Genomic DNA, 13,146 nt, shown 5'->3' with positions numbered 1-13,146 from the left:
GGTTTTTTCATATTGGGCAATATCGTTAAAGCGACATGCGATGCTGAGGTAAGTCCATTAAACCAGCATCAGCAAGTTAGAAAGGTAAAGAGCATAATAAAAGCACATTAAAAATAAGAGGCAACAAAATGGTAGATACGCTTATTTTGAGCAGAATTCAATTTGCTTCGAATATGACTTTTCACATTCTTTTCCCAACAATATCGATTGCATTGGGATGGGTGCTTTTTTATTTCAAAGTTAAATTTAATAAAACTGGCGACTCAGTATGGAGCCAAGCCTATCAATTCTGGGTCAAGATATTCGCTCTAACTTTTGCCCTGGGGGTTGTTAGTGGTATCACGATGAGTTTTCAGTTTGGAACCAACTGGCCTGGATATATGCAAACGGTTGGCAATATCGCAGGACCTTTGCTTGGCTACGAAGTTTTATCGGCATTCTTCCTCGAGGCAACTTTTTTAGGAATTATGTTGTTTGGCTCCAAAAGAGTCTCTCAAAGAGCTCACACTATCGCTACATTTTTAGTTGCCTTCGGTACATCACTATCGGCATTTTGGATCATTGCTTTAGATTCTTGGATGCAAACCCCGCAAGGGTTTGAGATGATTAATGGTCAAGCACATGCAGCTAATTGGATTGAGATTGTCTTTAATCCTTCCATGCCGTATCGCCTCTTGCATATGATGACAGCATCATTTTTGACGGTAACGTTTTTAATTGCAGGCATTTCCTCTTATCGATATTTGAAGGGCATTGATCTTTCTGGCAGTCGAGCGCTGATCAAGTTGGCGATGACTATGGCGGCAGTGTTAGCTCCACTGCAAATTGTTCTTGGAGACTCGCATGGCTTAAATACGTTGGAGTATCAACCTGCAAAGGTAGCGGCAATGGAGGGAATTTGGGAGACAACAAAAGGTGCCCCCGCCGTTTTATTTGCGATACCAGATGAGAGTATTAAAGCCAATAAATACGAAATAGCTATTCCAAAGCTCGCATCTTTATATTTGACACACTCATTTGCAGGTGAGGTGAAGGGTTTGGATTCCTTCCCTGGTGCAACTCCACCAGTCGCCCCCATTTTCTTTGCCTTTCGCATTATGGTCGGCATTGGCATGTTGATGCTCTTAACCGCATTCGTTGGGTTTTATCTCACAAGAAAAAATAAAGAACTACCAAACTGGCTCTTAAGGGCTCTCAGTGTGATGACTTTTTCTGGTTGGGTTGGCGTAGTTGCTGGCTGGTATGTGACGGAGATAGGCAGACAGCCCTACCTTGTTAGTGGAGTACTAAAAACTGCTGACGCAGTTACTAAAGTTCCTGCCAATATGGTTTTGGGTACGCTCGTGATGTACCTTGCTCTGTATTTGGGACTTATTGTTTCTTATATTTGGGTTGTTTTTTATTTGGCAAGACAAGCTAATCCCGTACATATTATTGATGGGCAAAAACCAGGTTTGACTAACGGTATTGCTGGAGCATAAGAATGATTCCTAATTTATACGAACCATCTGGTTGGTTGCCCCTTTTCTTTTTGGCGGCAATGGGCATTGCAATGATTGCTTACGTTGTCTTAGATGGATATGACTTAGGCGTTGGCATCTTATTGAATCAGGCAAGTGAGTCAGAAAAAGACATCATGATTTCATCAATCGGTCCTTTTTGGGATGCTAATGAAACTTGGTTGGTGCTCGGAGTCGGAGTTCTCTTGATTGCCTTTCCAATGGCGCATGGAATTATTTTGACTGAGCTCTATTTGCCTGTAGGCATCATGTTGGCTGGTTTAATTTTACGAGGCGTATCTTTTGACTTTCGTGCAAAAGCCCATTTGAGTCAGAAGGCAGTCTGGAACTTTCTATTCTTTTTTGGCAGCTTCTTGGCCGCTGCATCTCAAGGGGTTATGGTTGGTAGAGAGGTGATCGGTTTTGACTCCGGATACTTGGGTTGGATATTTTCTTTTATCGTGGCGCTTTGTCTGCCTGCTGGATATTCCCTATTGGGGGCTGGCTGGCTGATTATGAAGACTTCTGGCGAGTTACAGCTAAAGGCGGTGGGCTGGGCAAGAAGATGCCTCTTATTTACGGCCCTGGGTGTTGGGATCATTTCTGTGGCGACACCATTCTTTAGTGCAGAGATTGCGGCAAAGTGGTTTAACTTTCCCAATGTCTTTTTCTTATTGCCATTTCCAGTTTTGACTTTGGCTTGTTTTATCTTTATCGATTTGAACTTGTTAAAAATGCAGAAGAATAAGCCCGCTCCTGTTTGGGTTCCTTTTGCTTTAAGCGTAGCCATCTTTGTCTTAGCATTTCTAGGAATCGCCTACAGCATGTTCCCTTACATCGTTGTAGACAAAATGACGATTTGGGAGGCGGCTTCAGCTACGGAGTCATTATGGGTCATATTCTGGGGGGCTATAGTTGTGCTGCCAACCATCATTGGATATACCATTTATTCCTACAAAATCTTTTGGGGAAAAACCGAGCCACTGAGTTATTACTAAAGCAATAGTTAGAGCGCCCCCTCAATGGGTACTTCACCAACTGATTAATCGGTGTGGGCCTTAGAATGTAGTTTCAATGCCAATTAAGTTCATTCAGCTTTTAACTAGCGCTCAGCGCTCTCATAAGACTAATGTTCAGCTGGGCGCCTATATGGCATTTGTAGCGGGTGCGGTGAATGCGGGTGGGTTTCTAGCGATTGCTCGTTATACCTCTCATATGAGTGGCATCATTTCTGCTATTGGCGATGACCTGGCTCTCAATAATTTTATTTCTGTTTTAGGTGGCATCTCGCTTTTGCTCTCGTTTCTGTTTGGGGCGGCAACCACTGCTATTCTTATTAATTGGGGGCATAGAAGAAAAATTCATAGTGAGTTTGCTTTGCCCTTGTTGGTTGAGGCCATCCTGCTACTAGTGTTTGGTTTGGTGGGGGCCAACTTGAATATCTACTTGCCTATAACTGTCCCGGCGATTGCTCTTCTTTTATGTTTTGTGATGGGCCTACAAAACGCCATAGTTACAAAAGCCTCTAGAGCAGAGATAAGAACTACACATATGACGGGAGTCATTACTGATATAGGTATTGAGTTGGGTAAGTTGATCTATTGGAATAAGTCACCAGAAGCCAATGTGAGTGGTTATGTCATGGCCAACAGGGAGAAACTCAAAACCCACCTATTTATTTTTGGAATGTTTTTGGTGGGTGGAATTATTGGTGCGGTAAGCTTTAAAAGGGTTGGCTATATTTCAGTAGTGCCCTTATCCCTTTCCCTTATCTTCATTGCCGGCTTACAGATTTATCAAGATATTAGGGTTGCAATGAAGGATCGATCATTCTGAACTTCTGGTTTGGCTCCGTCCTGGGCGACCAAGAGACACTAACACCCCCTTCTTTGCTAGTATCAGGTAATGGATAAAGAAATAGAAGATCACGAATCACAAACGCCTGCCAAACAACAGGCCGGGAAGAAGAGCACATTGGTTAGTGTCGTTGTGAACATCGGCCTGACAGTTTCTCAAGTATTTGCAGGTATTGCGTCTGGCTCTCAGGGTTTGATTGCAGATGGCATTCACTCCGCGACAGATTTAGTTGCAGACTTTGTAGTGCTCTTTGCCAATCACCATAGCGCTAAAGATGCGGATGAAGATCACCGCTATGGCCATCAACGATATGAAACTGCTGCCTCTCTATTTTTAGGAATCTCTTTATTGGCTGTTGGTGCGGGCATGCTTTTTAAAGCCGGGGAAAAGATTATCAATCCAGTAGCGGCCGGACAAATTCAAACCCTAGCTTTGTATGTTGCATTGGCCTCCTTAGTTGCAAAAGAGCTTCTTTTTAGATACATGCTGGCAGTAGCTCAGCGTGTGCGATCTTCAATGTTGGTAGCTAATGCTTGGCATGCCAGATCTGACGCAGCTTCTTCATTAGTCGTTTCTATTGGTATTGTTGGCGCTCTATTTGGGCACCCAATCTTTGACGCTATTGGCGCTTTAGTGGTTGGCTTAATGGTGGCAAAAATGGGTTGGAAGTTTGGTTGGGATGCCCTGCATGACTTAATGGATAGGGCGGTATCGGAGGAAGAGCATCGTCAGATAGAGGACATCATTAAATCTACTGATGGCGTTAGAGGCTTTCATGATCTGCGTACTCGTAAGATGGGCGATATGATTTTGGTAGACGTCCATATTGATGTGGATGCCAATGCCACCGTCAAGGTTGGGCACGACATTGCTTTAAACGCGGGCAATGAAATCAAGAAACAATTGCCGGTGCTCAATGTCATGACGCATATCGATCCTGTATAACCCTCAGGCACTGTGGGGCCAATACAAGAACTTCTAAAATTACCTAAGATATCGATATGAATAATTTTTTGGATCCAGCAATTCTCTTCTTTGTCTTTGGTGCTTTTGCTGGCGCCGTTAAATCCAATTTAGAAATTCCTCAGCCCATTGCTAGGTTTTTATCGCTCTATCTATTGATGGCGTTGGGTTTGAAGGGCGGCTTTGCTCTGCATAAATCAGGATTTACTCTTGAGATAGGTTTGGCGCTTGGGCTCGCAGTATTTTTGGCAATCATCATTCCTCTCATGGGGTATATGGTTTTAAGAGCCAAACTCAATAACTATGATGCAGCCGCCATTGCAGCTACTTATGGTTCGGTTAGTGCCGTTACGTTTATTACTGCGACACAAGCACTTGATCAATATGGGATTGCGTTTGGTGGACACATGGCGGCCGCTATGGCTTTGATGGAGTCGCCGGCAATCATTCTGGCAATCTTGTTGGCGAATAAAGCAAGATCATCAGCTACTAATTCGACGCAGTCCACAGGCATGTCAAAGATTCTTCATGAGTCATTTACTGATGGCGCACAACTACTGCTTTTGGGTTCGATGATAGTTGGCTTAGTCAGTGGCGACAGCGGACAAAGAATAATGGCCCCATTTTCAATCGATTTGTTCAAGGGAATGCTGGCCTTCTTCCTGCTAGATATGGGTTTGATGGCGGCTAAGAACTTTGAGGGATTAAAGGGTAAGCCACCCATTACTTTGCTTTATGCAATCGGCGCCCCTTTGGTTCATGCCTCAATCGCATTGGGGTTTTGCAAACTACTTGGCTTACCATTGGGAGATACTGTTTTATTGATGGTGCTTGCCGCGAGCGCTTCTTATATTGCTGTGCCAGCTGTATTAAGACACGCACTTCCAGAAGTAAACCCCGCTTTATATATGGGAATGTCGTTGGGAATTACCTTCCCCTTCAATATCATTTTGGGGATTCCACTTTACGCTTATATTGCGGGTCTAACTTACTAGATGTGGCTGGTTGACTCTGTCCTGACCGGGATTAGAATGGTTCATAACCAGCAGGAGATGAGGCGATGATTTCTAAAAAATGGGTAGTTGGAGCGCTATTTAGTGTTGCTGTAATTTCCTTGGCTGCTGCTGCCATCCCCGAGCCACCAAATCCTTTGGCCAATATCAATCTCACCTTTGATCAGCGCTTTGAACAGATGAAGCAAATAGATGCTGCATTGCTGAAGGCAACACCAGAAGAGCGCAAAGCTTATTGGCATCAGGGGCGCGATCAAATGAAGGCCTTAAGCCCTGAAGATCGCAAGCTAGTTCAGGAAAAAATGAAGGCACAATGGCGATCCATTACTCATGAACAAAAAGAAAAAATGAAAGCTGAGAAAAAATATTTCTTTGATGGACTAACACCAGAAGAGCAGGCAGAAATAAAAGCACGAAGAGCTAAATGGGACAACATGAGTCCTGAGGAAAAGCAGAACCGGTTTAAAAAACCGAGTTAGGCTTGCCATCCTCGCCCCTTAATGCAATGAGTGAATTTATTGGATTTAGTCCGAAAGCTTTCAAATTTCTTGAAGAGCTTACCAACAATCAAACTAGGGTTTGGTTTTCTGAGCATCGTTCAGAATATGAAGAATTTGTGCGCGAACCCATGAGGCACTTTACAGACGCCCTGTCTGAGGGTCTCGCTAAAAAAGATGTGCCCTTGTGGGGTGATCCTAAAAAATCTCTCTTTAGAATTAATCGAGATGCTCGGTTTTCAAAAGCAAAGCATCCTTACAACATGCATGCCAGCGGGCTCTTTACGAGAACCGGCGACAAGCACTCTCCCGGCGTTTTGTATTTTCGTTTAGACCCCTTAGGAAGTAGATGTGCTGCGGGTTATTTACAACCAGAGGCCCACAATCTCAAAAAACTCAGGCAGGGGATTTTAGATAACCCTAAGGCCTGGCTATCTCTTGAGAAGTCTCTAAAAAGAAAAGGCTATGAGCTGGATTATTCCAACACATTGGCCCGAATTCCGAGAGGCTTTAATGATGTTCCTAAAGAGATTGAGGGAGCTATCAAGCTCAAGGGTTGGATTATTAGAAAGCAGTTGCCCAGATCAACGATTTGCTCGAAAGAGTTAATTAAAGAAGTCACTAGTTTTGCTAAAGATATGCTTCCCCTGCTTAGTTTTGGGTGGCATGCGTTGGCTAAATTTTCTGATTAAATGACAATAGAAATTCATACTAGAAAGCAAGAAACACATGTATAAGTTAATCGCTTTTGATGCCTATGGCACGTTATTTGATGTGTATTCCATGGGGCAGTTGGCAGAAGACTTATTTCCGGGTCATGGGCAGGCCTTTGCTTTAATGTGGCGCGATCGCCAAATTGAATACACTCGCCTGGTGACGATGAGTGATCCCAATCCCAATGGCAGTTCGCACTATCTCCCATTTTGGGAGCTAACCATTCGCTCATTGCGATATGTCTGTAAGCGCATGAACCTAAATCTCACCCCTGATTATGAGGGGCGGTTGATGGACCAGTATGCCAAGCTCACTGGCTTTGAAGATAGCCTTAATGTCCTCAAAACAATAAAACAGAAAGGAATCTCTACTGCGATTTTGTCTAACGGCAGCAGAGAAATGTTGGCAACCGTAGTCGAGAGTAATAGCTTAAAGCCTTACCTGGATAAAGTTGTCACCATCGAGGATGTGCGCTTATTTAAAACGGCCCCACAGGCCTATGAATTGCTATTAAAGGCATTTCCTGTGAAGAAAGAAGAAATTCTCTTTGTATCGAGCAATGCTTGGGATGCTCTAGCTGCAAAGTGGTATGGTTTTGATGTATTTTGGGTCAATCGTCTTGGCCACCCTTTTGAAGAGATTGGTGAAAAACCAAACTATGAAGGTAATTCTTTAAGCAAGGTATTAGAAGTTATCTAAGGAGATATGAATGCTTTTAATTACATCCATCATTACCGCCATCCTAACAATTATTTTTATCAAGCTCTCTTTTGCGGTCATTGGTTTAAGAAGAAAAAATAAGGTTGGCTTAGGAAGTGGTGGTCACGAAGATCTCGAGAGGGCTATTCGTACCCAAGCAAACTTTGCCGAATACATTCCTTTGGGAGTTATCTTAATAGCTTGTCTTGAGTTAAATGGCGCCCCTTGGTGGTTGATGGCTATTCCAGGTGTCTCACTCATTATTGGGCGCTTGATTCATGCAAAAGGCATGAATACTCCGCCGCCAGATTTCAGCAAGCGTGTGCTTGGAATGAAATTCACTTTTTTCACGCTTATTGCATTGGTTGCATTGAACTTGGGATGGTCTCTCTACAGGATCGCTGTGTAAACGATCCTTTGCCGTTAGGGTCTGCTATAAATCGAGCATTACTTATGGAAGCTATATGACTGCATCATCACGCCGCAATTTTTTAAAAACTTCCGTTGTTGGCATCGCGGCAGTTGCCAGTACACAAGCTCTAGCCCAGGCCCAAAATTTGCCACTAAAAACCATCGCCGAAGTTGAGGCCTTGGCAGCTAAAAAAGATGTTGAATCTACGGCGAGTTGGAATGATGGTTTGGTTCATCCAGCTCCATTTAAGAATCCGTTTGCGCAAGGGAAGGATCGAGGTTTGGCGTTGGGCGGTGGCGGAACTCCATTGATTGCTTGGTATGCCGGGTACTGTAATGCACTTAAGAAGGCCGGCGTAGATTTAAGTGTTGCAGATGTTGTGGTCGGAACTTCTGCAGGTTCAATATTTGGTGCAATGCTGACATCTGGGCACATGTGGCGCCTTATGGGTGAGATGGATCTTTTTGCGGATTTCCCAAAATTGCTTGCAGAAATGATGCCCGCATTAAAATTTAATGCTTCTCAATTAAGGGCGCAGCGTGCCGAGTTGACTGTGCACGATGGATCTCTTGCATCCATTCAGCGCATCGGCAAAGCTGCGATGGCTTCGTTCAATCCTGATGGTGTAGCCAATCACTACAAGGTAATGAGGAAGCTGCTAACGGCGTCTGCTTGGCCTTCAGATGGAATGTTTACTACGGCTATTGATTGCTTTACGGGACAGCGTATTGTTGTGTCAAAAGCCGATAATGTTCCTATTGACGTTGCTTGTGCCGCAAGCTCTTCAGCACCAGGCCAGGTTGGCCCTACATTCATAAAAGATAGGTTATGTATGGATGGCGGCATGAGCCAAAGTAGCACGCATAGCGATGTTATTGCCGGCGTTAAACGAGCCATTGTGATTTCTTTGGGCGATGGAACGATCAATGAGCAAAAGCAGGGATTGCGTTTATCTTCTCTGCCCAATACGATTAATCAAGAGGTGAAGGATTTGGAGGGCGGTGGCACAAAGACCAAGCACATTGTTGTTGGTCTTCCGCCTGGTTTATCTAAGGTAGAGAATCTTCTTGATCCAAAATGGATTGCACCTTATTTGAAGTATGGAAACGATAGGGGCATTGCTGATATTGCAATGATGAAAGAATTTTGGGCCTAATACAAAACTATTTATAAAGCTGTATTTCCAGTGAGGTATCGCAAATGAACAAAATATTCCTAGCTTTGACGATAGCTTTATTATCTCTGGTCTTGAGCGGTTGTCTTGCCAGCACCACTTCTCCAGAAGGGGTGAATTGTGATTTCAGCCAAGGCAAGCCTTTGTGGGAAATGCCTTTGGCTTGTCAAGGACGTTAATATGCCAATGCAAAATTTAACCCAGATGGGCGACTTTGTCTGACCTGATTCTTCAGGCCTTAGTCCTCGGTTCGCTGGGCCTGGGCGCTGGGGTTTTAGGCGGCGTCATTGGTTTTGGTACCACCATCATATTGATGCCCGCTTTGGTCTATTTTTATGGGCCCATTCAGGCAATTCCCGTCATAGCTTTGGTTGCTACCGTAGTTAATCTTTCTCGCATTTTTTTGTGGTGGAACGTAATTCAATGGCGTGTATGTTTTGTATATAGTCTAGCTGCAATACCATTCACGATATTGGGCGTGAATACGCTCGTACAACTTAATGAGCGATTAATTGAAATAACTTTAGGAATATTTTTAATCGCGTTAATTCCGATTCGTCGCTGGATGCGCAACCAAAATTTTTATCTAAAACTTTGGCAGATGGCCCTGGTTGGGGCTGTTATTGGCTATTTGACTGGGATTGTTGCGACTACTGGCGCTATCAACACCCCCTTCTTTTTAGCCTACGGCCTCACGAAGGGCGCCTTCTTGGGAACAGAGGCGGCAAGCACCCTATCTATTCTGTTTACCAAGGGAATTACATTTCATCAGCTAGGCTTTCTCAATGTAACCGCAATCATTCAGGGGCTTCTTATTGGAGGCTGTGTTTTGGTGGGCTCGATCTTTTCTAAGAAAATTGTTCTGGCGTTACCGGAAAAGAAATTTTTGCTGCTGATGGAGCTGGTGATGTTAATTTCAGGCTTGTCGATCTTGGCCATGTCTTTCTAAAGTCGCCATCTAGAGTAAGCCAGCTTCTATCTTCTTACTTAAAGCGATACGCAAGTGCCATAAAGACATTGTCTTGGAATGAGCGATTCATGACTGGGCTATTATTAATTCCGCCACCCATCCATTTACGTCTGCCATATACATTGATATACCAGTTATCCACTACCGGAATCTCTACCATGAGTCCTGCTAAAAGATTGTTCGTCGCTGGTGCGCTATAAGCTCCATAACCAGTAGCTGTCGACTCTCCAGGGCTGATGCCATAGTAGTAGTTAGCATATTGACTTGACTGTCGTTCTATACCAATTTGCGGATAGAGGATTACTTTTTTATAGGTTTCAATTTCGGCGAAGTATAAAAATTCATAGAGCGCCCCTTTTGATTTACCAAAGTCATGATAAGCATTAACAAAAAATCCCCCGATCGGCGTCTCTTGAAAGGTTCCCAGGCCAAGGGGTATTGGGTCGCTTCGGTTGATAGAGTTGCCATTGATTGACGACTTTACTTTGTAGGTGTCTAAATTAATTTTTCCGATGACTTCAAAGTAGCCGTAACCCATCTTGAAAGTCTTAATCCCCACCTCATCAATGCGAGCGAAAAAACGCTGATAGTCAAAAAAGGCATAGGGCAGAGCTAAGGATTGAGTCCCTTCGGTGCCAATATGTAAATTAGAGGTGTAAACGGCCGCACCGATATCGCCAACGATGCGATCCGGAAGCGCGTCCGGAATATCATCCAACGCGTAGGCGGGAATATGGATTGCAGTGGCAATTAAAAGAGCCGTTATGCGAAAAATCGATTTCATGTATGCATCATAAGCCCTTACGGGCCATTAGAGATCTAGATTATCTAGAGCCAAATCCTGAAGGTGGCTTATATCTGCCCAGCTATTCACCTTCCAGGCAAGTCCATCATGACTGATCCAATTGAGAGAGGCGTTAGGTACGGTAACGGCCTTTTCTGCATCCAAGGCTTGATTGCTCGCAATTCTGTACATCATATCCAATGCGCCTCCATGGCTTACCAATAAAATAGTTTTGCCTGAATGTTCTTCGCAGATTTCCACAAGCGCAGCTTTAATTCGATCTGCAAATTGTTGAATGCTTTCTCCATTGTGTAAGCTCTCTTCAATATTTCTGCTGAGATGAGATTTCCAAAGTTCTGGCTCACGTATCGGGGCTTCATCGGTAGTGAGTCCCTGTAGAGCACCAAGATGACGCTCTCTTAACCCAGCATTGGGTATCGCAGAGGTTTCGAATACATCTTCAATCGCTTGTGCAGTCTTTGCTGCTCGCTGAAGATCGCTGGTATATAGAACGTCAAATTGAAGCTTCATATTTTTGAGGGCACGCGCCATTTGCCCTGCTTGAGCTAAGCCTCTGGCATTGAGGTCAATATCAGTGTGGCCTTGAAGGCGTCGTGCGGCATTCCAGTCAGTTTCACCGTGGCGAACTAAGCAAAATCGAGTAATAGTCATATGGCAATGATAAAGACCGAATTACTTTTTGAGAGTCCAGGCGCGCGGATTGTGTTCAAAGCCAATATGTCCGTAATATTCATTTGCCTTAGGCGCTGCTAAAAGTACGATCATGCATTCAGGACCAAGGCGCGCTTTGGTTTCCTCAATCAGTTGCTTGCCAATCCCAGAGCGTTGATATTTTTCATCAACGGCTAAGTCCGCAAGATAGGCTACATAGGAGAAGTCAGTTAGCGAGCGAGAAATGCCCATCAAAGTTTCGCCATCCCAAGCGGTAATAGTGAGATTAGCGTTATTGAGCATGTCCGTAAATGTTTGAACGTTGTGAATAGGGCGCCGCTCTCCAAGAGTGGAGCGCTTGTATAGATCGATTGCTTGCTCAGCGCTAATTGTGGCGTTGTCGCGATATTGAATCATGTCACTCCTCATCTCTTATGAAGAGCTTATCACCCGCAGCCAGGACTCCGGAGTTTAAAACCTCAGCTCGAATGCCGCCACGCCCCTCGAATGCCTCCATGAAACTAGGCTTGCCGAGTAATTGCGCCGGTCTTTCACAGGGGGTGCATAGTTCTGTGCCAAGTAGCTGAATGTCACCTAGCTGAAATCGTTGGCCCACGAGCGCATTGAGTTCAGATGCCGTAATGCCTGCAAGCGCAATATTACGGCGTGTTTCAGAGCCATCAAAAGTCGGTTCATCCCCAGCTGTTAACCAATCATTTGCTGTATCGATGGCAGATAGGGCGATGATGCTGATGTGACGCACTTTAGTTGGCTCGATGGCTGAATAGGCGCCCGTACCTAGCGCATAACGGTCACCTTCAAGGCCAATGCCAACTATGGCTTTGGCAGTGCTGACAGATAGCATCTGCTTGCTAGCAGACGCTGCTAGATAGATGGCTTGAATATAGGCATTGAATTTCATATGGAGTGTTTACATATTACAACTCATGCTTTGATGATTGTTAATACAATAAATACAACACAAGAAAAAGGGCAACAGTGAATAAAGAAAGCAAGGGAATGCTAATTGGCTTTATTGGCATTCTAATTTTTAGCTTAACGCTACCAGTAAGTAAGATTGCTGTTTTAAGTTTTAACCCGTATTTCATTGCTTTCGGAAGAGCAACCCTGGCAGGACTAGTTGCACTCGCCTATCTTGCTTATAAAAAAGAGAGCACACCCACTAGGGTGGATTTCGTGAAATTTGTGGTCATAGCCCTGGGTGTCGTGTTTGGTTTTCCTATATTTACCACTGTTGCAATGACTCAAGGTTCGTCTTCACACGGGGCAGTGATTTTGGGGATGATGCCGCTTGCTACCACCGTTATTGGCGTGCTACGCTTTAAAGAGCGTCCCTCCTTAGGGTTCTGGCTGGTATCTTTATTGGGCGCCGGTTTAGTCATTCTGTACGCTCTATTAAAGAGTTCCGGCAGCTTTACGTATATTGATGGCCTTTTAGTGCTTGGCGGGATTAGCGCTTGCATTGGTTATGTAGAGGGCGGCGAACTCTCCAGAAAAATGAATCCACGCGCGGTCATTTCTTGGGCCTTGGTCATTTCCTTGCCGCTGAATATTGTGATGACTTGGTTCACTTATAGCCCAGAATATATTCATGCGGATGCCGTGGCATGGACTAGCTTTGTCTATCTAAGTTTATTCCCCATGTTTCTTGGCTTCTTTTTTTGGTATGAGGGACTTGCGATTGGTGGCATTGCACGCGTCAGTCAAGTGCAGTTAATTCAGCCGTTTTGCACTTTAGTAGCAGCAAGTATTTTGTTGGGCGATTCACTCACGGCGATGAATTTAATCTTTGCTATATTGGTTGTGTCTACTGTCATCCTTGGGAAAAGAATGTTGGTAAAAAGAGCGTAGTTTTATTTGTAACCATGAAA

The 13,146-nt window shown here is 44.3% G+C and carries 16 protein-coding genes; 12 read left to right on the top strand and 4 right to left on the bottom strand.

Annotation, left to right across the window (positions count from 1 at the left end):
• Nucleotides 1–128 precede the first annotated feature (128 nt).
• The 11 genes from ICE90_RS01130 (at nt 129) to ICE90_RS01080 (ending at nt 9,777) form a co-directional block, all read left to right on the top strand.
• A complete protein-coding gene (locus ICE90_RS01130; protein ID WP_215321189.1) occupies nt 129–1,481 on the top strand; it encodes a cytochrome ubiquinol oxidase subunit I in 1,353 nt (450 codons plus the stop codon).
• Between the two features lie 2 nt (nt 1,482–1,483).
• Nucleotides 1,484–2,497 carry a cytochrome d ubiquinol oxidase subunit II gene (locus ICE90_RS01125; RefSeq protein WP_215321188.1) on the top strand — a complete coding sequence of 338 codons (1,014 nt, stop codon included), beginning with the start codon at nt 1,484–1,486 and terminating at the stop codon, nt 2,495–2,497.
• 76 nt (nt 2,498–2,573) lie between these two features.
• A complete protein-coding gene (locus tag ICE90_RS01120; RefSeq protein WP_216155261.1) occupies nt 2,574–3,335 on the top strand; it encodes a YoaK family protein in 762 nt (253 codons plus the stop codon).
• Between the two features lie 69 nt (nt 3,336–3,404).
• Nucleotides 3,405–4,301, top strand: coding sequence for a cation diffusion facilitator family transporter (locus tag ICE90_RS01115; RefSeq protein WP_215321186.1), 897 nt, complete (start codon nt 3,405–3,407; stop codon nt 4,299–4,301).
• A 56-nt stretch (nt 4,302–4,357) separates the two neighbouring features.
• Nucleotides 4,358–5,314, top strand: a complete 957-nt coding sequence (locus tag ICE90_RS01110) for a sodium-dependent bicarbonate transport family permease (protein WP_216190652.1) — start codon at nt 4,358–4,360, stop codon at nt 5,312–5,314.
• 65 nt (nt 5,315–5,379) lie between these two features.
• Complete coding sequence (locus ICE90_RS01105; protein WP_216190651.1) at nt 5,380–5,811, top strand: DUF3106 domain-containing protein; 432 nt, start codon at nt 5,380–5,382, stop codon at nt 5,809–5,811.
• A gap of 26 nt (nt 5,812–5,837) precedes the next feature.
• A complete protein-coding gene (locus ICE90_RS01100) occupies nt 5,838–6,521 on the top strand; it encodes a DUF2461 domain-containing protein (RefSeq protein WP_216190650.1) in 684 nt (227 codons plus the stop codon).
• Between the two features lie 37 nt (nt 6,522–6,558).
• Nucleotides 6,559–7,242: a haloacid dehalogenase type II gene (locus ICE90_RS01095; RefSeq protein ID WP_216155269.1), complete on the top strand. Its 684-nt coding sequence runs from the start codon at nt 6,559–6,561 to the stop codon at nt 7,240–7,242.
• Nucleotides 7,243–7,252: 10 nt separating this feature from the next.
• Nucleotides 7,253–7,651, top strand: coding sequence for an MAPEG family protein (locus ICE90_RS01090; RefSeq protein WP_216190649.1), 399 nt, complete (start codon nt 7,253–7,255; stop codon nt 7,649–7,651).
• A 55-nt stretch (nt 7,652–7,706) separates the two neighbouring features.
• Nucleotides 7,707–8,810 (top strand): patatin-like phospholipase family protein, encoded by a 1,104-nt coding sequence (locus ICE90_RS01085; RefSeq protein ID WP_216190648.1) that lies wholly within the window; start codon nt 7,707–7,709, stop codon nt 8,808–8,810.
• A 232-nt stretch (nt 8,811–9,042) separates the two neighbouring features.
• Complete coding sequence (locus ICE90_RS01080) at nt 9,043–9,777, top strand: sulfite exporter TauE/SafE family protein (protein WP_216190647.1); 735 nt, start codon at nt 9,043–9,045, stop codon at nt 9,775–9,777.
• A gap of 34 nt (nt 9,778–9,811) precedes the next feature.
• Here the strand turns inward: ICE90_RS01080 and ICE90_RS01075 are convergent, their stop codons facing one another.
• Genes ICE90_RS01075 through ICE90_RS01060 form a run of 4 tightly spaced genes read right to left on the bottom strand, consistent with a single transcriptional unit; the run spans nt 9,812 to nt 12,176 of the window.
• Nucleotides 9,812–10,582 carry a MipA/OmpV family protein gene (locus tag ICE90_RS01075; protein ID WP_215321179.1) on the bottom strand — a complete coding sequence of 257 codons (771 nt, stop codon included), beginning with the start codon at nt 10,580–10,582 and terminating at the stop codon, nt 9,812–9,814.
• A gap of 27 nt (nt 10,583–10,609) precedes the next feature.
• The gene (locus ICE90_RS01070) at nt 10,610–11,254 is read right to left on the bottom strand and encodes a histidine phosphatase family protein (protein WP_215321178.1); all 645 of its coding nucleotides are present in this window, start codon (nt 11,252–11,254) and stop codon (nt 10,610–10,612) included.
• Nucleotides 11,255–11,275: 21 nt separating this feature from the next.
• The gene (locus tag ICE90_RS01065) at nt 11,276–11,671 is read right to left on the bottom strand and encodes a GNAT family N-acetyltransferase (RefSeq protein ID WP_215321177.1); all 396 of its coding nucleotides are present in this window, start codon (nt 11,669–11,671) and stop codon (nt 11,276–11,278) included.
• A gap of 1 nt (nt 11,672) precedes the next feature.
• Nucleotides 11,673–12,176, bottom strand: coding sequence for an MOSC domain-containing protein (locus ICE90_RS01060; RefSeq protein ID WP_251368478.1), 504 nt, complete (start codon nt 12,174–12,176; stop codon nt 11,673–11,675).
• Between the two features lie 77 nt (nt 12,177–12,253).
• Between ICE90_RS01060 and ICE90_RS01055 the strand changes: the two genes are divergently transcribed.
• The gene (locus ICE90_RS01055) at nt 12,254–13,126 is read left to right on the top strand and encodes a DMT family transporter (RefSeq protein WP_251368477.1); all 873 of its coding nucleotides are present in this window, start codon (nt 12,254–12,256) and stop codon (nt 13,124–13,126) included.
• Nucleotides 13,127–13,146 lie beyond the last annotated feature (20 nt).

It is taken from the genome of Polynucleobacter sp. AP-RePozz3-80-G7, assembly GCF_018882145.1.
Lineage (GTDB): Bacteria > Pseudomonadota > Gammaproteobacteria > Burkholderiales > Burkholderiaceae > Polynucleobacter.
This window is presented reverse-complemented; position numbering and strand designations above follow the sequence as displayed.